17 protein-coding genes are annotated in these 22,743 nt (G+C 68.2%); 12 read left to right on the top strand and 5 right to left on the bottom strand.

The genetic code is table 11. From position 1 onward, the window contains the following. Positions 1 to 126 precede the first annotated feature (126 nt). Positions 127 to 2,394 (top strand): diguanylate cyclase domain-containing protein, encoded by a 2,268-nt coding sequence (locus STHE_RS18180; RefSeq protein WP_052295382.1) that lies wholly within the window; start codon positions 127 to 129, stop codon positions 2,392 to 2,394. A gap of 12 nt (positions 2,395 to 2,406) precedes the next feature. On the opposite strand, the gene STHE_RS13970 is transcribed toward STHE_RS18180, so the two are convergent. Next, the gene (locus STHE_RS13970) at positions 2,407 to 3,516 is read right to left on the bottom strand and encodes a M24 family metallopeptidase (protein ID WP_012873237.1); all 1,110 of its coding nucleotides are present in this window, start codon (positions 3,514 to 3,516) and stop codon (positions 2,407 to 2,409) included. Positions 3,517 to 3,919: 403 nt separating this feature from the next. Between STHE_RS13970 and STHE_RS13965 the strand changes: the two genes are divergently transcribed. Further along, complete coding sequence (locus STHE_RS13965; RefSeq protein WP_041400376.1) at positions 3,920 to 5,389, top strand: MFS transporter; 1,470 nt, start codon at positions 3,920 to 3,922, stop codon at positions 5,387 to 5,389. Between the two features lie 67 nt (positions 5,390 to 5,456). On the opposite strand, the gene lat is transcribed toward STHE_RS13965, so the two are convergent. After that, positions 5,457 to 6,782, bottom strand: coding sequence for an L-lysine 6-transaminase (gene lat / locus STHE_RS13960; protein WP_012873235.1), 1,326 nt, complete (start codon positions 6,780 to 6,782; stop codon positions 5,457 to 5,459). Positions 6,783 to 7,202: 420 nt separating this feature from the next. Between lat and STHE_RS19245 the strand changes: the two genes are divergently transcribed. After that, positions 7,203 to 8,141, top strand: coding sequence for a hypothetical protein (locus STHE_RS19245; protein ID WP_148220104.1), 939 nt, complete (start codon positions 7,203 to 7,205; stop codon positions 8,139 to 8,141). A 301-nt stretch (positions 8,142 to 8,442) separates the two neighbouring features. Here the strand turns inward: STHE_RS19245 and STHE_RS13950 are convergent, their stop codons facing one another. Continuing rightward, a complete protein-coding gene (locus tag STHE_RS13950) occupies positions 8,443 to 9,366 on the bottom strand; it encodes an IS982 family transposase (protein ID WP_012870498.1) in 924 nt (307 codons plus the stop codon). A 340-nt stretch (positions 9,367 to 9,706) separates the two neighbouring features. On the opposite strand from STHE_RS13950, the gene STHE_RS13945 reads away from it, so the two are divergent. From STHE_RS13945 to STHE_RS13910, 9 genes are all read left to right on the top strand, one after another. Beyond that, the gene (locus STHE_RS13945; protein ID WP_012873233.1) at positions 9,707 to 10,096 is read left to right on the top strand and encodes a PadR family transcriptional regulator; all 390 of its coding nucleotides are present in this window, start codon (positions 9,707 to 9,709) and stop codon (positions 10,094 to 10,096) included. After that, positions 10,054 to 10,788, top strand: coding sequence for a DUF1700 domain-containing protein (locus tag STHE_RS13940; protein ID WP_012873232.1), 735 nt, complete (start codon positions 10,054 to 10,056; stop codon positions 10,786 to 10,788). Before STHE_RS13945 ends, STHE_RS13940 begins: the two co-directional genes overlap by 43 nt. A 171-nt stretch (positions 10,789 to 10,959) precedes the next feature. After that, positions 10,960 to 11,136 (top strand): hypothetical protein, encoded by a 177-nt coding sequence (locus STHE_RS19100; RefSeq protein WP_169308211.1) that lies wholly within the window; start codon positions 10,960 to 10,962, stop codon positions 11,134 to 11,136. A 56-nt stretch (positions 11,137 to 11,192) separates the two neighbouring features. Next, positions 11,193 to 13,136: a S9 family peptidase gene (locus STHE_RS13935; protein WP_012873231.1), complete on the top strand. Its 1,944-nt coding sequence runs from the start codon at positions 11,193 to 11,195 to the stop codon at positions 13,134 to 13,136. 419 nt (positions 13,137 to 13,555) lie between these two features. Further along, on the top strand, positions 13,556 to 14,479 hold the full coding sequence (locus STHE_RS13930; RefSeq protein ID WP_012870543.1) for an IS982 family transposase: 924 nt from the start codon (positions 13,556 to 13,558) through the stop codon (positions 14,477 to 14,479). Positions 14,480 to 15,078: 599 nt separating this feature from the next. After that, positions 15,079 to 15,957: an FAD binding domain-containing protein gene (locus STHE_RS13925; protein ID WP_012873230.1), complete on the top strand. Its 879-nt coding sequence runs from the start codon at positions 15,079 to 15,081 to the stop codon at positions 15,955 to 15,957. Between the two features lie 18 nt (positions 15,958 to 15,975). Then, on the top strand, positions 15,976 to 16,512 hold the full coding sequence (locus STHE_RS13920) for a (2Fe-2S)-binding protein (protein ID WP_012873229.1): 537 nt from the start codon (positions 15,976 to 15,978) through the stop codon (positions 16,510 to 16,512). Between the two features lie 3 nt (positions 16,513 to 16,515). After that, positions 16,516 to 18,870 carry an aerobic carbon-monoxide dehydrogenase large subunit gene (locus tag STHE_RS13915; RefSeq protein ID WP_012873228.1) on the top strand — a complete coding sequence of 785 codons (2,355 nt, stop codon included), beginning with the start codon at positions 16,516 to 16,518 and terminating at the stop codon, positions 18,868 to 18,870. Positions 18,871 to 18,939: 69 nt separating this feature from the next. After that, complete coding sequence (locus tag STHE_RS13910; protein ID WP_012873227.1) at positions 18,940 to 19,980, top strand: XdhC family protein; 1,041 nt, start codon at positions 18,940 to 18,942, stop codon at positions 19,978 to 19,980. A 367-nt stretch (positions 19,981 to 20,347) separates the two neighbouring features. Here STHE_RS13910 and STHE_RS13905 read toward each other — a convergent pair whose 3' ends face one another. Beyond that, positions 20,348 to 22,189, bottom strand: a complete 1,842-nt coding sequence (locus STHE_RS13905) for a coiled-coil domain-containing protein (protein ID WP_012873226.1) — start codon at positions 22,187 to 22,189, stop codon at positions 20,348 to 20,350. Beyond that, positions 22,186 to 22,713 (bottom strand): hypothetical protein, encoded by a 528-nt coding sequence (locus STHE_RS13900; protein ID WP_012873225.1) that lies wholly within the window; start codon positions 22,711 to 22,713, stop codon positions 22,186 to 22,188. The genes STHE_RS13905 and STHE_RS13900 overlap by 4 nt, the downstream gene beginning before the upstream one ends. Between the last annotated feature and the right edge of the window lie 30 nt (positions 22,714 to 22,743).

The raw sequence follows: 22,743 nt of genomic DNA, 5'->3' as shown, positions 1-22,743 counted from the left end.
CTTTTTCTATAATTGTTTCCATGTAACTGGCGACGCGCTAACATTCATGGCGAGTACGTGATAGCCGGGCCGGGGTGCCCCGGAGCCACGGCACCGTAACCGAGTGCGGAGGGTAGTGGGCAACAGATGGATCAGGCTGAGGGGTGCCGTGTGCTGGTCGTCAGCGACCGCCACGACCTGAGGGAGCACCTCCTGGCCATCCTGGAGCGACTGGGAGGAAGCGCAACCGGTGTGGCGACGGTGGCGGAAGCGATCGCCCACGCCGCCGAACACCCGCCGGAGGTGGTCGTGCTCGATGTGACCCTCATCCCTGACGATGATGCCGGATGGGTGGAATCCCTCCGCCCGCGCCTTGGAGACCCCATCGTAGTCGGCGCACTCGCCGACGCCGAGACCACACAGACTGCAGCCCTGATGGCGGCCGGCGTGGATGCCGTGCTGGGGATACCGCTCACGGAGGCGGACGTGGAGCGGCTCCTCGGCTTGCGGCGTGCGCTCACGCTCGAATCCAAAGCTGAACAGCGCCGGCACCTGCGCCGGATGAACGCGATCCGGCAACTGGCGCTAGAAGTACTCGACCTCACGGAGTCCCCGGAGCAGCTAGGGGAGGCGCTGGAGGTGGCCCGGCGGCTGCTGGATGCCCGTGGCCTCGCGGTGTGGTTGCTTGCCGAGGGGGAGAACCGGCTCGCCGCGCTTGCCGTTGTCGGGGTGCCGGACGCCTTCGTGCGCCACATCGAGGAGCGGTCGGTCGGTCGCGGGCAGGCGCTGGTGGAAGCGGTGGTTCGGAATCAGCATGAGCCGCTCCGCTACACGGGTGCGAGCAGCGATGCCCGCCGTTTGAGCGACCCGGCGGTCGCCGAGGAAGCCGGCATCGGTCTGGCCACCATCGTGCCGGTACGGCATGGATCGACGATCTACGGCCTGCTCTCCGTCTACTATGGCGACGCGGCGGACTACGAGCCGTTGGACCGACCGATCGGCGATGTGCTGGCAGCGGCGCTGGCCGCTGCGCTCGCGACCATGCGGCTGCGCCGCAAGCTGGCGATCACCGAGCAACTCTACCGCGAACTGGTCGAGGGGATGCCGATGGGGGTGGTCCTCTGCGATACGGAGGGGACCATCCACCTGGTCAACGCTGCGATGAGCGATCTGACCGGTCGTTCCGCGGAGTCGCTCGTCGGCACGCCGCTCGCGAGCCTCTTCCTCAACCCCGCGGCGATCCCCTGGGAGGCGTGGCGGGCTGTTTCGCAGACACCCTCCGACGAAGTCGTGCTCTTCTTCTGCGGGCCTGGCGGACGACGCCTGACGACGGCGTGTCGCGCCCGAACACTGTCGCTGCCCGGTGAAGCCGGCACCGCTCCCACCACCTACGTGCAGGTGACGGTCGAGGACATCACCGTTCCCCACCGGCGCCTGCATGAGCTCGAACTGCTCCACGACCTGAGCCAGCTCATCGCCCGCGGCGGGGATGCCGACGTTGCCTTCCGGTTGGTGGCCGAGCGCCTCACCGGCGGCCTCGGCTATCGCCGCGTGGTACTGGCGACGCTGACGCCCGATGGCGAGCACCTGGAGGACCGCTCCCAGATGGGGTCGATACCCGACCTTGCGCTGCGTTGGCCGATCGACCGGGGTATCACCGGTCGTGCCCTGCGTGAGAATCGCTCACTCCTCGTCCACGACGTACGCAGCGACCCGGACTACATTGAGATCGACCCGGCCATCCGCAGCGAGCTGGTGGCCGTGATCCGGTCGGCCGGTCGGCCGGTCGGCGTCTTGAACATCGAGACCGACATCTCCCACCCGCTCGACGACCAGGACATGGCGCTGGCGGAGGGGATCGCCGTGCATCTCGGCCTGCTGTTGGACCAGATGGAGTTCACTCAGCGGCTGGAGTTGCAGGCGCGCACCGACCCGGCGACAGGGATCGCCAACCGCCGTGTGCTCCTCGAGCACCTCCAGAGCCTGGCCGGAAACCCGCGGGTGTCGACCGCGGCCCTCTTCCTGATCGACATGGACAAGTTCAAGGAGGTCAACGACCAGTACGGCCACCTGGTGGGCGATGCCGTGCTGGAGCAGGTCGTCCGGCGGCTGGCTGGGAACCTGCGGCCGGACGACCTGCTGGCCCGCTACGCGGGCGATGAGCTTGCGGTCGTGCTGCGGAACGTCGACCTCCGCGCCGCGCTGGAGGTCGCTGACCGGCTGCGACGCACGGTGGCCGACCTACCCTTCGAGCACGGCGATGCGCTCCTGCCGTTAACCATCTCGGTCGGCATCGCCATGTTCCCGCACCAGGGTACGACCCCGGACGAGTTGCTGGCTGCGGCCGACCAGGCTATGTACGGAGCGAAGCTCCGTGGCGGGAACGCCGTCCACAGCGACCTCACGTCCATATAGCGGCGCGAGCTGCTACGGCAGCGAGACGAGGTCGCGCGACACCGTGTTCAGGCGCTCCGCGCCGTCCTCCGTGACCAGCACGGCATCCTCGATCCGGACGCCCCACTTCCCGGGAATGTAGATTCCCGGCTCGTCGGAGGTGACCATGCCCGCCTCCAGTGGCTGGGTGTTGCCCTCGACCAGGTACGGCGGCTCGTGGATCTCGAGGCCCAGGCCGTGGCCGACGCGGTGGATGAAGTACTCGCCGTAGCCCGCGTCGCTGATGATCTTGCGGGCGGCGCGGTCGACATCCTGGCAGGCGACACCCGGGCGAATCGTCTCGAAGGCCGCCTGCTGCGCCTGCTTCACGATCTCGTAGATCTTCACAAACTCCGGATGCGGCTCCCCCGCCACCGGGGTGCGGGTGATGTCGGAGTAGTAGCCCTCGTATTCGCCGCCGAAGTCGATCACCACCGGGTCTCCCGGCTGGATGACCCGGTCGGACGTCTCATGGTGCGGCGAGGCGGCGTTGGGGCCGGAAGCGACCGCGCAGAACGCGAGGGTGGGGAAGCCCTGCTTCGCCATCAGCGCCTGCAGGTCCACCGCGACCTCGCGTTCGGTCCGGCCGGTGAGGCGGACAGTCGCGCAGAACTCCTCCCAGGCGGCGTCGGTGCGGCGTGCCGCCTCGCGCAGCAGCGCGATCTCCGCCGGGTCCTTCACGACCCGCATCCGGGTCATGATCTTGGACGCACTCTGGAACGATGCCGAGGGCAGCAGCTCTTCGAGCTGGAGCAGGAACACGCTCCAGAACTGGTCGTTGACGGCGACAGCACGCACGCCTGCCTCACGCCCCATCGCCGCGATGCGCTCGGTGGGCCGCTCCGTCTCGTCCCAGATTGCCATGGCGAAGCGATCGGAGAGGTGGGCCAGCAGCGGCGCTTCGAGCCGGGGAACCGTGATGGTCGCCTCGCCCTCGCGCGGGATGATCAGCGCGGTCAGGCGCTCACTCAGCCGCGGCGCGTGGCCGGTAAAGTAGCGGAAGTCGGATGACGGGCCGATCACCAGCAGGTCGACCCCGGCCTGCTCCATGACCTCCCGTACGCGGTTCAACCGCTGCGCGGTGACCTGTGCGTCTTGGCTCATTGGTGCTCCTCGCTCCCCACCCACGTCTGAAATATTCCGACCCGGGCCACCCCGGGGTTGCCAACCAGGCCACTATACCCGAATCAGCGAGCGATACATTGCCCTTTGTGCATGTTCCGGCCGATCCCCCTTCAGCTCGCCCCGTGGCCGACCGCTGTACAATAGGGAGATTGGGAGGCGAGGCGGCTGTGGTCGGCGTTCCCGGCGGGCCGTCCCCGCTCCCGGACACCGTTGGAGCGAAACGCTCAGGATCGCCACGCGGCATGTTCCTCTGCTGTTTCGTCGATACCGGCGCGCCGTGCGGCGCGCCGTCCGCCCGCCAGGCGGTTCCCTGGCATTCGCGATCGTCGCGCTGAACCGGATCGTAGGAGACCGAGTGCACCACAACGACTCCCCTCGCACGATGGAGGTAGTCGCACAGCCGCAGGCGCGCCTCACGAGAGACGCGCGGGCCCACGAGCGATGGGTCGTCGCCATCGTCGGCCTGGCGAGCTTCATGACGGTGACCAGCGGCACCATGGTGAACGTTGCGCTGCCGCCGATCGGCGACCATTTCGGCGTCGATGCCGGCGCGCTCGGCTGGCTGGTTTCGATCTACCTGCTCACCTTCGGTGTCGCGATGCCGTTCCACGGCCGTCTGGGCGACCGCTTCGGCGAGCGCCGGATCTACCTGGGTGGCATGGTGCTCTTCGTGATCGGCGCGGCGCTCGCTGGGCTTGCCTTCGCGTTTCCCATGCTCGTCATTGCCCGCTGTATCCAGGGCCTGGGCGCTGGAGCCATCACCAGCCTGGGCATGGCCATGGTCGCCCGCATCGTGCCGCCCGAGCGGCGCGGTCGGACGATGGGGATCATCGCGACCGCCGTCAGTGCCGGAACGGCGATCGGTCCGACGCTCGGCGGGATCATCACGCAGCTCATCGCCTGGCGCATGGTGTTCCTCTTCGCGGCAATGCTGGCGGCGGTAATCCCCCTGGCCGCACGCTACCTGCCGCCTCCGCTTCTGCACCAGCAGGTGCGGATCGATTGGCTCGGCGGCATCGCGGTGGCCGCGGCTGTCTCGGGGGTGCTCCTGGCATTCACCAGTCTCCAACGGCAAGGGGGACTGACCGGAGTGGTCATCACGGCCGCGATCGTCGGGCTCGTCGGGACGGTGCTCACGATCCACCGGCAGCAGACCGTCGCGTCCCCGTTCATCGATCGGGCGCTGCTGGCGAACCGGCGCTACGTGCTGCTCGCGCTCGTCGGGTTTCTCACGATGAACGGCGGCATGGGCGTGATCGTGATCGCACCGTTCCTCTACACCAACGTGAACGGGCTGCCGTCTGGCCAGGTGGGCCTGGCGCTGCTGCCGCAGGCGCTCGTGGTGGTCCTCCTGGCGGGCACTGCCGGCCGCCTGGCAGACCGTTGGAACCCGTTCATCCTGATCATCCCCGGGCTGCTGATCTCCTGCGCGACGGTGCTGTTCCTGAGCTCAGTCGCCATCGGCTGGCCGGCCGCGGCCTTCTCCGCTGTGACTATGTTCCTCGGCCTCGGGCAGGCGCTGGTGAACGCGCCCCTGATGACCGTCCTGACGCGGACGATCCCGGCGCGGATCTACGGCGTGGGACTGGGCATCTTCAACATGCTCTTCTTCGTCGGCACAAGCCTCGGGGCAGCGGTCGCGACCGCGCTCCTCGAGTCCCGGGCGGGCACCGGGCGCGCGCTGCTCCCCTTCTATATCGGGGCGGAGGACTTCACCGAGTACAGCGATGCCCTTCTGTTCGGCACCGTGGCCTTCGCCCTGGCGGCTCTCGCGGCCTTTGCGGCCAGCCGCGCGCGTGCTCCCAGGACCGAACTGTCCGCGGGCAGCCCGGAGCCACGGACAGCCGACTGACGGCGTCCGCGGCGCGCCTCGGCGCGTGGAGCGCACACAGGCGCGCTCCACGCTCGGTAACGACGTATCAGGATGCGGGGCGAACGGCAGCCAGGGCAGCGGTGAGGCGCTGGATGAGTGCTTCTGCCTCGTCGGTCGTCAGGCTCAGGTGCGGCCGCAAGCGGATCGAGCGCGTTCCGCAGGGGAGCAGGAGCAACCGCTCCTCGTAGGCGCGGGCGATGACGGCGTCGCGGTCCTCAGGCGTCGGTAGGTCGAAGGCGATCATCAAGCCGCGCCCGCGCACGTTGTCGATCGGCGCCTGGGTCGCCAGCTCCCGCAGTTGCCCCAGCAGGACCTCTCCCTGGCGCCGCGCGTTCTCGATCAGGTTCTCCTCGACGATGACCTCGATGATGCGCTGGGCGCGCACCATGTCCACCAGGTTGCCGCCAAAGGTGGAGCTGATCCGGCTCGGCTCGACGAACACGTTCCGCTCCACCTCGTCGACCCGGCGGCTCACCGCGATGCCGCAGACCTGGGTCTTCTTGCCGAAGGCGAAGATGTCGGGCTGCACCCCGAGTTGCTGGAAGGCCCACCAGGACCCTGTCAGCCCCATGCCCGTCTGCACCTCGTCGAAAATCAGCATGACCTCGTAGTCGTCGGCCAACTGGCGCAGGGCGCGGAGGAACTCGGGGCGGAGATGGTTGTCGCCCCCTTCGCCTTGGATGGGCTCGATGATGATCGCGGCGATATCGTCTGCCTCGCGCTCGAGGATGGCGGTGATCGCGTGGAGCGCTGCCGACTCGCGTGCGATCACCTCCTCCAGCGTCTCCTCGGTGAGCGGGAAGCGCATCTTGGGTACCGGGATGCGGGGCCAGTCGAAGCGGGGGAAGTACTCGTACTTGCGGGGGTCGGCGGTGTTGGTCAGGGAGAGGGTGTAGCCCGAGCGGCCGTGGAACGCCTCAGTGAAGTGGATGACTTTCGAGCCGCGCGGCTCTTTCCCGGCCGCAAGGTTTTTCCGCACCTTCCAGTCGAAGGCGGTCTTCAACGCGTTCTCGACCGCCAATGCGCCCCCGTCGATGAAGAACAGATGGGGGAACTCCTTCGGCACGGCCAGGGTGGCGAAGGTGTCGACGAACTCGGCGTAGAACGTGGTGTAGACGTCCGGGTTGGAGGGCTTGACGCGGGCGGCCACGAGGAGCCGCTCGCTGAACGCCGGGTCGTGCAGCGCCGGGTGGTTGTGGCCGATCGCGCCCGCAGCGAAGAAGCTGAAGGCGTCGAGATAGGCATCCCCGGTCCGCGCATCAACGAGCCACGAGCCGTGGCTCCGCTCCGGGTCGTAGACGAAGCTGTATCCGTCGGCCAGGACTGATCGCTCAAGCACTGCATGGACCTGATCCGGCGTCACCCTGCCCATTGCCCGTCTCCTTACGCTACACGTCAGCCGCGACGGCGCGACCGGCGCTGCCTGCCGCGCCGCTACACAGGTCTTGCCACAGATGTCCCACTTCAGCAAGAGACACCCGGACACGGCGGGAACGCCCACCGTGCTCCGACCCGTGCTACTATGCGGATATCAGCCATGTCTTTCCGGTTCACCGTGTGTGAGTGCAGCACTTGCGGCGGGTGCCAGAATTGTGATCGCCACCGAACGGACGGAAGGGGGACCGCCATCACCGGGTATCGTCGGGTATCGTATGTCTTCCTCGTCCTGTTCCTGCTGACGGCCTGCTCACCGCCGACTGCGGGCGGGCCAGGCGTGGAGTCGAGTGAGCCGGCCGGTAACCCAGGGGCAACCGCGACGACCGAACCGGAACCGGCAAGCACTTCCACGCCGGTGCCATCGCCGACGCCGAGTCCGACTCCCACCCCGGAGCCGATCCCAACCCCCACACCGACCCCGATACCGACGCCGGTCCCGCCGCCGCTCGCGCACTGCTACGAGCCGCGTCCTGCCCCCGGTGAGGCAACGCCGGAGCCGAGCTTCACCCTCCGCCCGGCCGCCCCACGATCGGTGTTCCAGAGCTGCCAGGTCATCGCCTACTACGGCTATCCGGGTGTCCCGGTCATGGGTATCCTCGGCAGCGCCGACCCGGACACGGTGGTCGACCAGCTTCGTTCCCAGGCCGCGGAGTACGACGCGACCAATGGTGAGCGGACCGTCGCCCCGGCGCTGGAGTTGATCTACGCCGTGGCGCAGGGAACCCAAACCGACGACGGTACCTACCTCTACCGGATGCCGGATGAGCTGGTGCGGGAGTACCTCGAGGTGGCCGAGCGCCGTGACCTCCTCGTGATCCTCGACATTCAGATGGGTCACAGCACGGTCGAGGCGGAGATCCCCCACGTGCTGGAGTACCTGAAGAACCCGCGGGTCCACCTGGCACTCGACCCCGAATTTGCCACCCCCGGCGAGGTGCCGGGTACGATCATCGGCGGGATGGACGCCGAGGAGATCAACCGAGCGCAGGAGATGCTGGCGCGGTTGGTCGAGGAGGAGGGCCTGCCGAACAAGATCCTGGTGGTCCACCAGTTCGACTACGTGATGATCCGCAACAAGGAAGCACTGCGGCAGGTGCCCGGCGTCGACCTGGTGGTCGACATGGACGGCTTCGGCTGGGCTGAGGACAAGATGGGCGGCTACCAGCGCTTCGTCAACGAGGACGGCGCACCCCACGGCGGCTTCAAGCTCTTCTACGACCAGGACATCGATCTGATGACCCCCGAGCAGGTCAACCTCCTGGACCCCCAGCCGGACGTGGTGATCTATCAGTGATCTGGCGTGGTGCGTCATGCGTCATACGTCATGCGTCATGCGTCACGTGTGGGGCGACGGTGTAGCGTGGGCCTGAGGGTGCTGGGGCCTGATGCCGTAATTCGGTGTGCGGCGGTGGTGTGGGCCCGGGGCTCAAGCCGCCGGGCTAATAAGGCGAAGCCCACTGAAGGGGCTGGGGACGCTGGGCGTGGCAGGTGGCCGAACCGGATACGCCGGAATGTCGCCATCGCAGCCCCTTTAGTGGGCTTACCAGCTATCAGCCCGGCGGCTTGAACGCTTGGTGTGAGTTAGGGCGCCGTGGCTACCAGGTGATCAGGTTCGCCACCGCCAGCAGCGGCCGTCCCCGCTGCCGATTTAGCCAGCAGCAGAGATTGTGCAGCGCCACCCGGGCCGCCAGCCGCGCCTGGAAGCCCGCCAGCGTGTGCGGCCGCTCGCGCTCCAGCCCGAAGGTGTGCAGCAGCCGCCCGATGACCGTCTCCACGATCTGGCGATGCCGGGCCGCCCAGCGGCGGACCGCCTTGGGCCAGCGCCGCCGACTGCCTCGCTGCGGGGTGGCCACCAGCGTCACCCCGTAGGTGGCCGCCAGGTGCGCCTCGTAGTCCTCGCCGGCAAAGCCACTATCCGCCAGATAGGTCGCCACCGGCGTGCCGACACTGGGCAGGCGGGGATCGGGGTGGGCCCGACAGGCAATCAGGGTCTCGGCGAGGGACCGCTCATTGGTGCTGGCCGGGGCCACGCCCCAGCCGGTGATCGCCCCCTCCAGGCTGACGGCGGTCAGCACGCGGAAGCCGGCAAACCAGCCCAGGCGCAAGCTGAAGCCGATGTTGGCCTCGCCGGCCAGCCAGCCCCGCCCGCGGCGCTTGGCGTTGCGCACCGGAGCCGGCGCCACATCGAGCACATCCACCGCCACTGGCCCCCGGCCAAGTTGGTCTGCCAGGTAGAGGGCGAACTGGGCCAGGGCGACCTGATGCCGCCGCAGCAGCCGGTTGTATTGGCTGCGGTGGGGCAGGGTCGGGAAGTAGGGGCGCAGGTGGCGCTCGGCGTAGCGGTAGAAGTCCTGCTCACTGGAGAACCTCATCCACTGCCCGAAGATGGCCAGGGTCAAGACCTCGCTGCGGCTCAGGGCCGGCGCGGGGCCGGGGCGGTGGGGCTCCGGGGGCAGGTGGGTCTGGCAGAAGGTGTCGACCAGGACATAGACTGTAATCAGGAAGGTGTCCACATCCATCGGGTGCTCCTTTCGTGGGAGACGGATACGAGCTATCTCCCGTATGGAAGTGGGCACCTTCCTGTGTCAAGAGGGCACAGCATGCCCCGGCTAACTCACACCAAGCGTTTGAGCCCCGGGCACGCGCCGAGCGCGTACACCCAGGTAATTCGTCAAACTCCATTAACCCCGGGCCCTGACCACAGCGCGGGGATCCTCTCACCACCCCGCACGGACATGCACAACCGCACGCGATCGCGCCACCGCGTTGTTCGGCCAGAGCGGCTCTGCGCGAGGAAGGCGGACTACCTGCCTGTGCCACTACCTTGTGACGCAAGGTAGCTTGTGCTACCATGTGGCCATGGATACGAGCGCGCTGCTGACACAGATGCGGAGGGGCGCCCTTGAGGCGTGCGTCCTAGCCCTGCTGGAGGACGAGGCGCGCTATGGGTTCGAGCTGGTGCAGCGGCTGGGGCAGGCCCCGGCGCTCCTCACCAGCGAGGGGACAATCTACCCGCTGCTGAGCCGCCTCCACCGCGAGCGGCTGGTCGAGACCGAGTGGCGCGAGTCACCCGCCGGGCCGCCGCGGAAGTATTACCGGCTGACGCCGCGTGGGCGGGAAGCGTTGGCCGTCTTCCGGCAGCAGTGGGTGGAGTTTCGGGACGCCGTCGACGGCGTGCTCGGGACGTCACGAACTGGAGGGGACACATGGTCCGCAACGGTGACACCGACGACGGAGTCCGGCACCTGATCGAGCGCTATCTCCAGGAGGTGGACGAGGCGCTGGTCGGGGTGCCGGCGGCGCAGCGGCGGGAGATCCTGGAAGACCTTCGTGCGCACATTGATGCCTCGCTGGCGGCCGCCGGGGGGCGCGACGAGGCGACCGTGCGGACGATCCTTGACCGTCTTGGGAGCCCTGAGGAACTGGCACGTGAGACGCGCGAGCGTCTCGGGGTGCCGGAGCCGATGCCGGTCGCGCAGGCGGGTCCGGGGCTCCTTGAATACGCCGCCATCGTGCTCACCGCCCTCTTCTGGCCGGTCGGCATCCTGCTGGCTTGGCTCTCACCGATGTGGCGCACACGGGACAAGGTCATCGCGACCCTGATCGGGTGCCTCGCGATCGTCGTTGCTGTTGTCGGGTTGATGGCGTTCCGGGTTGGTTCGACCACTGCGGTCCAGGTGCAGCAGGTGGACGTGCCGGCACCGGTGGAGCGGCCGGGGGCCGTACCCTCCGTTGAGCGTGAGCCTTCCGTCGAGACGACGCCGACGTCGGTCGAGCGTGTTTCGAAGTCTTCGGAATGGTGGGATGTCCCGGTGCGGCTAGCAGCCATGGTCCTGGGCATGCTGGTTCTCTTCTCCCCCTTCCTCTCCGCGCTCTACCTCGCGATCCGGCTGCGGCGGCCGAGAAGAGCGGCACCGCGAGCCAACCCAGTACTGGCGTAGCATCTTCCCCCGACCACCGTAGAGACCGGTTCGGGTGCGGGTATCCAGGTGTCATTCCCGCTGTGGCCGTGCCTCGCCCCGGGTGGGAATGACACCGTAGCCCGCCCTGCGCTATGCTGTCCGGCGCGTGCTCGGAGCAGCGCCGTTCATCACTTCGTCCAGAGCCGCCCGGTGACAACCGTCAACCTCCCGGCCTGGGGCAACACGCTCACCGGCGCATCGAACGACTATCTCCAGGTGCCGCTGCTGCCGGTCGTACCGGGTGCGGTGCTGGTCCTGGCGACCCTGGCGGTCAACGTTATCGGGGACGGGTTGCGCGGTGCACTCGATCCCTTCACCGAGTGGTAAGAACCGCGGCCGGTGTGCGCTGCCGGCCGGCATGATGACACGAGGAGGTAGCTCCTGTGGCAGATGACGAGCAGGCGTCCAGCGTCCCGCAGCCGCTCACGACCGAGCAATTGGTCACTCACCGGCGACCGAGCGACCCGCAGATCTCGCCCGACGGCGAGCGGATCGCGTTCACGTTGCGGCCGGTCAGCAAGGAGAAGGAGCACCCGGAGTCGGCGATCTGGGTCGTGTCCTTTGCCGGTGGCGAGCCGCGCCAGTTCACCGCAGGGCAGTGGGATGACGAGGAACCGCGCTGGTCGCCCGACGGACGCCGCCTGGCGTTCCTCTCCGACCGGGCCGAGCGGGGCAAGAAGAGCGTCTACATCATGCCGGCCGACGGAGGCGAAGCGCGGCGCGTCTTCGACCAGCAGGGTGACATGGAGCAGCTCTCCTGGTCGCCCGACGGTCGCTTCCTGGCGGTCCTCTTCACCGATCCCGAGACGGAGGAAGAGAAGAAGCGCAAGGAGGAGCGCGACGACGCCCGCGTGTGGGACACCGACTACAAGTATCAGCGGCTCTGGGTCATCGACGTCGAGGCCGGGACGGCGAAGGCGGTATCGCCCGAGGGGCGGCAGGTCTGGACCTACGCCTGGTCGCCTGACGGTGAGCGTCTGGCGCTCAACCTCACCCCGACGCCGCGCATCGACGACATCTTCCTGGAGAACGAGGTCGTGATTGTGCCGCGCGCGGGTGGCGACCCGACGCCCGTCTTCCGGCAGATCGGCATGGCGGAGCACCTGACCTGGTCGCAAGACGGAAAGTATCTCGCCTACCGGGCGCGCGCCGGGCGGGTCGTTCACGGTGATTACGTCTACCGTATCCCGGTCGAGGGAGGCGAGCCGGTCTGTCTGACCCCGGGTTACGACGGGACGAGCGAAGCGCTGTGGCCGCTCGGGCGCGACGCCCTGCTGATGGTGGCCGACGAGGGGGTCAACATGACCCTCTACCGGCTGAGCTGGGAGGGCGAGCGCGAGCGGCTGCTGGCCGGGGAGCCGTTGGGGACGTTCGCGCCGGTCGCGACGGCGGACGCCAGCGGGCAACGGATTGCGGTGGTGTGGGAGGACGCCAGACACGCGCCGGACGTGTGGGTGCTCTCGCGTGACGACATATCCCCTGCGCTCCAGCGGCGTACCCACTTCAACCCGGAGCTGGAGGCCGCCGCCCTGGGCGAGCTTGAGATCGTCCGTTGGGAGAGCGATCCCGGCGTCGAGGTGGAGGGGTTGCTCTTCAAGCCCGTCGGCTATCAGGAGGGCCAGCGGTACCCGCTGGTGGTGCAGATCCACGGCGGGCCGACCTGGCTTTGGACCAACCAGTTCGCCGCCACGTGGCACGAGTGGGCGCATGCCCTGGCCGGGCGCGGCTACGCCGTCCTCATGCCCAACCCGCGCGGCAGCACCGGCCGCGGTCCGGAGTACTCGAACGCGCTCTTCGGTGATGTCGGCGGCTGCGAGTACCGGGACATCATGGCCGGGGTCGACTACCTGATCGAGCGTGGCATCGCCGATCCTGAGCGGCTGGGCGTCGGCGGCTGGAGCTGGGGCGGCTACATGACCGCCTGGATCGTGAGTCAGACCACCCGCTTCAAGGCGGCAGTCATGGGGGCCGGGCTGCCGAACATGATCAGCGACAACGGTCTGGGCGACATCCCCAGCGCCAACCTCTCCTACTTCGAAACGAGCCCGTACCACGACCCGGAGCCGTACTTCGAGCGCTCCGCGATCCGCTACATCCGGAACGCCACCACGCCGACCCTCATCCTCCACGGCGAGGAAGATCGGCGGGTGGCGATGGCGCAGGGGCAGGAGATGTACGTCGCGCTCCGCACTCTCGGCGTCGAGACCCAGTTCGTCACCTACCCGCGCGAGGGCCACTCCATCCAGGAGCGCAAGCACCAAGTGGACCTGATCGACCGCGTGATCGGCTGGTTCGACCGTCACCTGCGCCCTGAGCAGACGGGGTGAGGCACTGGGGCCAACGGTCGCGTCGGCTGACGGGGAAGATCTCAGATTGGGGTTGCGGCCCGGGGCTGAAAGCCCCGGGCTCACCACGAAAGCCGGCTCAAGCCGGCTGGCGTACCGTTACGCACTCCCTGCCGAAATGACCCCCACCGCCCGGTACGTGTGCCCGGGGCTGAAAGCCCCGGGCTAGGAAGCGAAGCCCACTGAAGGGGCTGGAGACACGGTGCCCGGCGGGGTGCCGGATCGGCTCCGCCCGGGCGTGGCCATCGCAGCCCCTTCAGTGGGCTTACCCATTATGCAGCCCGGCGGCTTTAACGCTTGGTGTGAGTTAGCCGGGGCATGCTGTGCCCTCTTGACACAGGAAGGTGCCCACTTCCATACGGGAGATAGCTCGTATCCGTCTCCCACGAAAGGAGCACCCGATGGATGTGGACACCTTCCTGATTACAGTCTATGTCCTGGTCGACACCTTCTGCCAGACCCACCTGCCCCCGGAGCCCCACCGCCCCGGCCCCGCGCCGGCCCTGAGCCGCAGCGAGGTCTTGACCCTGGCCATCTTCGGGCAGTGGATGAGGTTCTCCAGTGAGCAGGACTTCTACCGCTACGCCGAGCGCCACCTGCGCCCCTACTTCCCGACCCTGCCCCACCGCAGCCAATACAACCGGCTGCTGCGGCGGCATCAGGTCGCCCTGGCCCAGTTCGCCCTCTACCTGGCAGACCAACTTGGCCGGGGGCCAGTGGCGGTGGATGTGCTCGATGTGGCGCCGGCTCCGGTGCGCAACGCCAAGCGCCGCGGGCGGGGCTGGCTGGCCGGCGAGGCCAACATCGGCTTCAGCTTGCGCCTGGGCTGGTTTGCCGGCTTCCGCGTGCTGACCGCCGTCAGCCTGGAGGGGGCGATCACCGGCTGGGGCGTGGCCCCGGCCAGCACCAATGAGCGGTCCCTCGCCGAGACCCTGATTGCCTGTCGGGCCCACCCCGATCCCCGCCTGCCCAGTGTCGGCACGCCGGTGGCGACCTATCTGGCCGACAGTGGCTTTGCCGGCGAGGACTACAAGGCGCACCTGGCGGCCACCTATGGCGTGACGCTGGTGGCCACCCCGCAGCGGGGCAGTCGGCGGCGCTGGCCCAAGGCGGTCCGCCGCTGGGTGGCCCGCCATCGCCAGATCGTGGAGACGGTCGTTGGACGACTGCTGCACACCTTCGGCCTCGAGCGGGAGCGCCCGCACACCCTGGCGGGCTTCCAGGCGCGACTGGCGGCCAAGGTGGCGCTGCACAACCTCTGTTGCTGGCTGAATCGGCAGCAGGGGCGGCCGCTGCTGGCCGTGGCGAACCTGATCACCTGGTAGCCACGGCGCCCTAACTCACACCAAGCGTTTTAGCCCCGGGCACGCGCCGAGCGCGGGGATCCTTTCACCACCCGTTCGGATCACGGGCCCCAGCCGGCTTGAGCCGGCTTTCGTGGTGAGCCCGGCGGCTTTAGCCCCGGGCACGCGCCACGGCGCGAGACCCTTCGCACCACTCGTCGCGCGCTCGTTGGACGGCGCGAGATCGTGCCAGCATCTTGCCTGTGCCGTAGCCCGCGTGGGAGGGCTTCGCCTTGCCAGCCCGGGGTGAACCGCAGGCCCCCCTCTCCTGGCGTAGACCCCTTCAGTCCGTAGCCGCCTTCTCCTGTCGCCCCTGGGCTTCTTGCCCTGCACCCCCTCACCCCAGCGGATCGCTCCGCGTTGCGCAACTATCAGGAGCGGAGTGACAATGCGCTGTGCCAAACATTATTTCAGTCTGCACCGACCTGCCCCGGAGCGGGCAATTCACGGATGTTGGCGCCGGGGGCTGGCGCATTTCGCAAGAGGGTGGTACATATGGGCTAGGTACCCTGTAAGTGCGGCAGCGTAAAGGATCGGTCGGGCGACCCGGGGCGCCGACCGGCGAGAGGAGTCGGCTTCGCATGATTCCTGGACCTTTCGAGTACCATGCTCCGGCTTCGCTCTCCGAAGCCGTCGCCCTGCTCTCTGAGCACGGCCTCGACGCCAAGCTGCTGGCCGGCGGGCAGAGTCTGATCCCGCTGATGAAGTTCCGCTTCGTCGAGCCGGCGGTCATCGTCGACCTGAACCGAATCCCGGGCCTCGGAGGGATCCGGCGCGAGAACGGCCACCTTGTTCTCGGGGCTCTCACCCGTGAGGCCGAGCTGGAGGACGACGAGGCCGTCCGCACTGAGTTCCCGATCATCCTCGACACGGCGGTCGTGATCGCCGACCCGCTGGTGCGCAACCTGGCGACCGTCGGGGGGAACCTGGCTCATGCCGATCCGGCCAACGATCACCCCGCGACGATGCTGGCGCTGGGTGCGGAGATCGTCGCGACCGGCCCCAACGGCGAGCGCACCATTCCTATCGATGAGTTCTTCGTCGACACCTTCACCACTGCCCTCGCCGCGGATGAAGTCCTCACGGCCATCCGCATCCCGATTCCCGGCCCGCGCTCGGGTGGGGCGTATGTCAAGTTCGAGCGCAAGGCCGGCGACTACGCCATCGCAGGCGCCGCGGTTCAGCTCACGCTCGATGAAGCTGGGCAGGTGACTTCGGTCCGGATCGGCCTGACCAACGTGAACTACATGCCGATGCGGGCGAAGCAGGCCGAGGCGGCGCTCCTGGGGAAGGAACCGACCGAGGAGGCGATCCGCGAGGCGGCGCGCCTGGCAGGCGAGGAGTGCGATCCATCGAGTGACCTGCGCGGGCCGGCGGACTACAAGCGGGCCGTGACGCGCACGGTGACCGCTCGCGCGCTGCGGCGGGCCCTGGAGCGCGCGGGCGCGGCCGCGGCGTAGCCGGAGGAGAGGTGACCCATGAGCACGAAGACGCGCACCGTTCCGATCACGGTCACGGTCAACGGCGAGGTGCGGCAGGCCGAGGTCGAGCCGCGCCTGTTGCTGGTCCACTTCATCCGCGAGACCCTCGGGCTGACCGGCACGCACATCGGCTGCGACACCACCAGTTGCGGTGCCTGCACCATCCATCTCAACGGAGTACCGGTCAAGTCGTGCACCGTCTTCGCGGTGCAGGCCGACGGCGGCGAGATCCGTACCGTCGAGGGGCTTGAGCAGAACGGCGAACTCCACCCGGTGCAGGAGGGCTTCTGGCAGGAGCACGGGCTCCAGTGCGGCTTCTGCACGCCGGGCATGATGATGACGGCGGTTGCCCTGCTGGAGCGTAACCCGAACCCGACGGAAGCGGAGATCCGGCAGGCGATCTCCGGCAACCTCTGCCGGTGCACCGGCTACGTGAACATCGTCAAGTCGATCCAGTACGCGGCCAAGAAGATGCAGCAGGCGAACGAAGCCGCGGCGCCGTCCGGCGTGCCGGCTGGTGGAGGGGAGGACTAGCCGATGACTGCCACTGAGCGTGCAGCAATCGGTGGGCTCGGCCACTCGGTCAAGCGCAAGGAGGACCCGCGCTTCATCCGCGGCAAGGGAACGTACGTCGACGACGTCAAACTCCCAGGGATGCTCTACCTCGACATCCTGCGGAGCCCGTACGCTCATGCGCGCATCACCAAGCTCGACACCTCCAAGGCGCTTGCCATGCCGGGCGTCGTCGCGGTTATCACCGGCAAGGACCTGGAAGCGGCCGGGCTGGCCTGGATGCCGACCCTGATGAGTGACCGGCAGATGGTGCTGCCCACCGACCGGGTCGTCTACTACGCGCAGGAGGTCGCCGCCGTCATCGCCGAGGACCGCTACACGGCGGCGGACGCCGTGCTGGCGATCGATGTCGAGTACGAGCCGCTGGAGCCGGTTGTCGACCCGTTCCGCGCGCTCGAGCCAGATGCCCCGCTCGTCCGGCCCGACCGGGAGCAGAAGACCAACCACATCTGGAACTGGCAGGCGGGCGACAAGGAGGCGACGGACCGGATCTTCGAGGAAGCTGAGGTCGTCGTCTCGCAGAAGATGTACATCCCGCGGATCCATGTCTCCTCGATCGAGACCTGTGGCTGTGTCGCGTCATTCGACAAGGTGTCGGGCAAGCTGACCGTCTGGCTGACGAGCCAGGCGCCGCACGCCCACCGCACCGTCTTCTCGCTCGTCTCCGGGATACCGGAGACGAAGATCCGGGTCATCTCGCCCGACATCGGCGGCGGGTTCGGCGGCAAGGTGCCGGTCTACCCCGGCTACGTGCTGGCGATCGTGGTCTCGCTGCAGACCGGGCGGCCGGTCAAGTGGATCGAGGACCGCTCCGAGAACCTCCAGGCCGACTCGTTCGCGCGCGACTACCACATCCACGCCGAGATCGCGGCGACGCGGGACGGCACAATGCGCGCCCTGCGGGTGCACACGGTGGCCGACCACGGCGCGTTCGACGCCGCGGCCAACCCGTCGAAGTTCCCGGCCGGGCTGTTCAGCATCGGCACCGGGTCGTACGACCTGGAGGCGGCGCACTTCAGCGTCGACGGCGTCTATACCAACAAGGCGCCGGGCGGGGTCGCCTACCGCTGCTCCTTCCGGGTGACGGAAGCGGTCCACATGATCGAGCGCATGGTCGATGTTCTGGCCGACGAGCTGGACATGGACCCGGCGGAGATCCGGTTCAAGAACTTCATCCAGCCGGATCAGTTCCCCTACAAGTCACCGACCGGCTGGGAGTACGACAGTGGCAACTACCCGGCGGCGCTGCAGAAGGCGCTCGATGCGATCGGCTACCAGGAGCTGCGTCGTGAGCAGGCCGAGAAGCGAGCGCGCGGGGAGTTGATGGGGATCGGCATCTCCACCTTCACCGAGATCGTGGGTGCCGGTCCGTCGCATACCTTCGACATCCTCGGGGTCAAGATGTTCGACAGCGCCGAGATCCGGGTCCACCCGACCGGCTCCGCGATCGTCCGCATCGGCGTCCAGACCCAGGGGCAGGGACACGAGACGACCTTCGCTCAGATCGTGGCGGAGGAGCTGGGGCTTCCGGTTGAGAACATCGTGGTCGAGCACGGTGACACCGACACCGCTCCCTACGGGCTAGGCACCTATGCCAGCCGGAGCACCCCGACCGCGGGCGCGGCGACGGCCGTTGCGGCGCGGAAGATCCGGGAGAAGGCACGGCTAATCGCCGCCCACCTGCTGGAGGTCGACCCGGACGATCTGGAGTGGCGCGACTACGCCTTCCGCGTCAAGGGCTCGCCCGAGCGTGCCAAGAGGATGAGCGAGATCGCCTTCGCCGCCTACACGAATTTCCCGCAGGGGCTCGAGGGCGGGCTGGAGGCGGTCACCTACTATGACCCGCCCAACCTGACCTTCCCGTTCGGTGCCTATGTCTGCGTGGTCGACATCGACCGCGGCACCGGTCAGCCGACGGTGCGCGAGTTCCTGGCGCTGGACGACTGCGGCACGATCATCAACCCGATGATCGTCGAGGGGCAGATCCACGGCGGGCTGACGATGGGGCTGGCGCCGGCGCTGTATGAGGAGATCGTGTACGACGACAACGGCACGATGCTCACCGGCACGCTGATGGACTACCTGGTCCCGACGGCGATGGAGACGCCGAACTGGCGGACCGAGAAGACCGTGACGCCCTCGCCCCATCACCCGATCGGGGCCAAGGGCGTGGGCGAGAGCCCGACGGTCGGTGCGCCCCCGGCGATCGTGAACGCCGTCGTGGACGCGCTCAGCCACCTCGGCGTCCGCCACATCGACATCCCGATCACGCCCTGGAAGGTCTATCAGATCCTCGAGGAGAAGGGTGTCGCCGAGTAGCACTGGATACTCTGGGGCGTCGCGACCCGAGTCGCGACGCCCTCACACCACCGAAGGTACGGAACCCCGATGACGGAACACGGCGAGCGGTCCGGTACCACGACTCAACCTGCGCTGGGGAGGGTCAGTGAGGACATCTTCGCCCGCGCCGCGGCGCTCAAACAGGCGGGCGAGCCCTTCGTGCTGGCCACTGTCGTCTGGAGCCAGCGTCCTACCTCGGCGCGGCCGGGCGCGAAGGGTATTGTCACGCCGGACGGCGCCCTCTTCGGCTGGGTCGGCGGGAGCTGTGCGCAGCCGACGGTCGTGCGTCAGGCACTGGAAGCCCTGGCCGAAGGGCGGCCGCGGACGCTCCGCCTCAGTCCGGACGGCCGCGGTTCGGCCGAGCGGCCGGACGTTGTCGTCGCGCCGCTCACGTGCCACAGCGGCGGCGCGCTGGAGGTCTTCCTGGAACCGTTCCTGCCCCCGCTGCGGCTGATCGTCTTCGGCGAGAGCCCGGTCGCCGACGCGCTGATACGCCTTGGCCACGTCATGGGATACCGCGTGATCGCCTCCCGGCCCGGCGCGCCGGAGAGCGCTCCGGCCGAAGCGGACGTCGTCCTCGACAGCCTCGACGTCGTTGCAGCGGCCGCGGGCGGTCCCGCCGTCGCGGTTGTGGCGACGATGGGAGTCTACGACGAGGACGCGGTCGAGCAGGCGCTGCGGGCGGGTGTGGGTTTCGTCGCGTTGGTTGCGAGCGGCCGCCGCTTCGAAACCATGCGTGACGCCCTGCGGACCAGCAGCATCCCCGATGACCTGCTCGCGCGGGTCAAGGCGCCGGCAGGCTTCGACATCGCGGCCACCGCACCGGAGGAAATCGCGGTCAGCATCCTGGCCGAGATCATCGCCAAGCGGGCTGAGCTGGCGCCCAAGGACGCTACCCCTACTGTTGCAATGCCGATCATCCAGGCAGACCCCGCGGAAACCCAGGCGATCGACCCAGTCTGCGGCATGGCGGTCGAGATCGCGACCGCTCGCCATACCTACGACTACCAGGGCACGCGTTACTACTTCTGCTGTCCCTCGTGCCGCCGCCAGTTCGCCGCCGATCCGGAGCGGTACCTGTCCCGTTAACACCCACGTACTAGGCCGCGGTCTCCGGAGTCCGCCCCGCAAGCCAGCATGCGGGGCGGGTGACAGCCGCGGTTGGTGATGTTGTGGGTTTGGTGTGTGCTAACGGGATATGTCGTATTACACCCCGCAGTTGGCTGAACGCGGCTCGGGTTGCGCCCCCTACTCTCTCGAACACTGCGGACGCCCGGCATTTCTCCTCAGGGCTGCATCTGTGTGCGGGTTAGCGTTTGTTGCCGTGTCCTCCTGAGCGGAGCGGAGATTCTCCGGCCAGTGCGGCCCCACGAAGAGATCCTTCGCATCGCTCCGGGGGACACGCGAGAGCGCCTCCCACCCTCTGCGTCGCTGCCGTGAACGTCAGCGACCGTCGCTACCGGCGCAGCTCGCGCAGGTTCACGGTGAGGATGTAGAGGCCGACCAGTACGACGAGGCCAAGCGCGACCTGCCAGAAGAACTCGAAGATGAGCACGCCGGTCGACACGAGCGCCAGGACGACCGTCAGCCCGGTGATGAGCCGGCCAATCTGACCGCGGAAGGCCGCCTCGATCAGGACGAAGAGTGCCACCGCGTAGACGAGTCCGATGAAGAGGTACTGCCGCTCGAAGTACGCCAGCGCGACGACGCCGATGAGCAGAATGCCGATGCTGACGGCCGCCCAGATCTCGGCCAAGCGCGCCGCACGGAGCTGTTGCTCCGACACGGGGCGGGCAGCCCGACGGATGTGTGCCCGCGGGTCCGTGGGCATGCCGGACTCAAGGTCCTTCGCATGGTTGGTGAGCGCCTCCAGCAGCGCCTCATCGGCTGCTACCTGCGCCCGAAGGCGGGCCACCTCGTCGGAGAGAGACGCGAGGCGGCGGCTCGCCGCTTCGTGGGCAACACGCAGGTGCGGCTGCCCCTCCATCGCGGCGATCTCAACGCCGATCCCCTGCAGCTCACGCTGCTTGGTCTCGATCGCCGCCAGGGCCTCCTGCTGGCGCCCGCGGATGGTGGAGATGCGGCCATAGATGGTCGGGAGCAAGTCACGCGGAGTCGGGACCTTATCGAGCCCTGCCCAGCCGACGGGGTCGTACCACGAGCGACGCTGGGTGCCATCGCGGTTGTACATGGGCCCGGCCGGGGCATCCTCCCCAGCGAAGGGGTCACGCGCGTGGTAGCCCCAGAGCCCGCGGTAGCCGGACACCCAGGAGGGTGGCGGCTCAATCAGCACTGGTTCGCCCCACTCCGCCTCCTGGCCTGGGCCGATGGCCAACCCGTCGCCGCGGGCATAGTCGACAAACGGGATACGCAGGTTCACACCGCGCCGCTGCTCGTCCGAGTCGGTGTTGGCCCGGTATTGCCGCAACCGTTCGTACCAGACCGTCTGGACCCGCTCGACGACTCGCGACACCCGGTTGAGGTAGGGCACCTCGAGCTCGGTGAGGTATTCACCGGGTGCGAAGTAGGATGCATGTGACCCGGCGCCGACGTAGATCACCGGATGCTCGCCGATCTTCTCCAACTCGGGATCATCCCAGCGCCGGCGTAGGTCGTCGCCGTGATAGTCATGGCTGGCGTAGGCGACCCACTGCGGCGCCAGCTCGCCGTCTGGGGATTCGGCCAGGTAGATGCTGATCATCTCCCAGTCGGCCTCGTGGTCGTTGGCGCCGAAGAACCCGGTGCGCCAATCGTTGAAGACGTAGAAGAACCAGTACTGGAGGACGACCCATCCCGCCTGCCGCACGACCCGGCCGTGGTAGCGGAACTCCGGGTGCTCCCGCCGGATTGCCTCGTACACGAGCGCCGCAGCTGCGGCCGTGTCACCGGGCACCCGCCCCCGCGCCAGGAGGGAGAGAGAGAAGGCCGCAGCGCCGAGACGTGAGATGTAGCCGACTCGCGCCAGCCGCCCCTGCCCTGCGTGGAACACCTCGGACGGCTCTTTCCGCTCCCGGAGGCGCTCAAGCCGGTAGGTCGCGAGCTCCGCGACGGTGAGCGGATCGGTCAGCTTGAGGAACTGGACTGAATGGAACCCGTTGGCGCGCTGCTGCCCCAGGAGTTCGAGCGTCAACTCGCCTGGTGGCACCAGCAACACGGAGTCGCCGTTCCGGTGGCGTACCCAGAGTCCGGACCGGCGCACATACGGCTCGACGTAGAGCGGGTAGAACTGCTCGCCACGCGTGTAGCGGGCAATCGGCTCGAAGCGCCGGAGCAAAGCCAGATCGGTCTCAGCGCTCATGCTCCATCCCGAGGTTCGGGCGCGGGTTGTTGAGGCTGCAGGGCCGTCCGCACGGCATACGAGTTCAGGTAGAGGACTAGCAGGATGCCAACCACCATCAGCGGATAGACCACGTCCAGCCGTTGCCCAAAGTACGTCACCAGGCAGTTGAACAACAGGAGTCCCTGAGCCAACATCGCCAGCGTCCACCCTGGCGAGAAGCGCAGCGCCAGCGCCACCGCCGCCAGCACCGCCAGGATCGCGACCGGAACGCCCGTCCCCGCGAGAAAGACCCAGTCCGTTGCCAGGACCGAGGGTTCCGAGCGTTGCTCCTCCAGCGTCCAGTCCACGCTCTGCCCGAGCACGACCACGGTCGCGATCAGGCCCGCCGCTTCCAGCAGCAGGAGAAGAATCGTTGCGATCCGCCGGTGGCGCTTCCGCATATCGGACCGGGCCTGCGTATCCCCCTGGGCGCCCGCGAGCGGGTCGGGGGGGTGCCACGGCGGGCGAGCGTGCCCATCGGCCCCATCGGCTTGTGGCTTCATGTCACTACCTCGTCGTCCCATCTGTGAGGT

The organism is Sphaerobacter thermophilus DSM 20745 (assembly GCF_000024985.1).
Lineage (GTDB): Bacteria > Chloroflexota > Chloroflexia > Thermomicrobiales > Thermomicrobiaceae > Sphaerobacter > Sphaerobacter thermophilus.
The sequence above is the reverse complement of the archived record's forward strand: the minus strand, read 5'-3'. Positions and strand labels throughout refer to the sequence as shown.

Coding starts and splice junctions, on each gene's coding strand:
- STHE_RS13930 (WP_012870543.1), top strand. CDS start 13,556: ATGGATGTGGACACCTTCCTGATTACAGTCTATGTCCTGGTCGACACC.
- STHE_RS13900 (WP_012873225.1), bottom strand. CDS start 22,713: ATGAAGCCACAAGCCGATGGGGCCGATGGGCACGCTCGCCCGCCGTGG.
- STHE_RS13940 (WP_012873232.1), top strand. CDS start 10,054: ATGGTCCGCAACGGTGACACCGACGACGGAGTCCGGCACCTGATCGAG.
- STHE_RS13925 (WP_012873230.1), top strand. CDS start 15,079: ATGATTCCTGGACCTTTCGAGTACCATGCTCCGGCTTCGCTCTCCGAA.
- STHE_RS13905 (WP_012873226.1), bottom strand. CDS start 22,189: ATGAGCGCTGAGACCGATCTGGCTTTGCTCCGGCGCTTCGAGCCGATT.
- STHE_RS13915 (WP_012873228.1), top strand. CDS start 16,516: ATGACTGCCACTGAGCGTGCAGCAATCGGTGGGCTCGGCCACTCGGTC.
- STHE_RS13945 (WP_012873233.1), top strand. CDS start 9,707: ATGGATACGAGCGCGCTGCTGACACAGATGCGGAGGGGCGCCCTTGAG.
- STHE_RS13910 (WP_012873227.1), top strand. CDS start 18,940: ATGACGGAACACGGCGAGCGGTCCGGTACCACGACTCAACCTGCGCTG.
- STHE_RS18180 (WP_052295382.1), top strand. CDS start 127: ATGGATCAGGCTGAGGGGTGCCGTGTGCTGGTCGTCAGCGACCGCCAC.
- STHE_RS13970 (WP_012873237.1), bottom strand. CDS start 3,516: ATGAGCCAAGACGCACAGGTCACCGCGCAGCGGTTGAACCGCGTACGG.
- STHE_RS13920 (WP_012873229.1), top strand. CDS start 15,976: ATGAGCACGAAGACGCGCACCGTTCCGATCACGGTCACGGTCAACGGC.
- lat (WP_012873235.1), bottom strand. CDS start 6,782: ATGGGCAGGGTGACGCCGGATCAGGTCCATGCAGTGCTTGAGCGATCA.
- STHE_RS13950 (WP_012870498.1), bottom strand. CDS start 9,366: ATGGATGTGGACACCTTCCTGATTACAGTCTATGTCCTGGTCGACACC.
- STHE_RS13965 (WP_041400376.1), top strand. CDS start 3,920: ATGGAGGTAGTCGCACAGCCGCAGGCGCGCCTCACGAGAGACGCGCGG.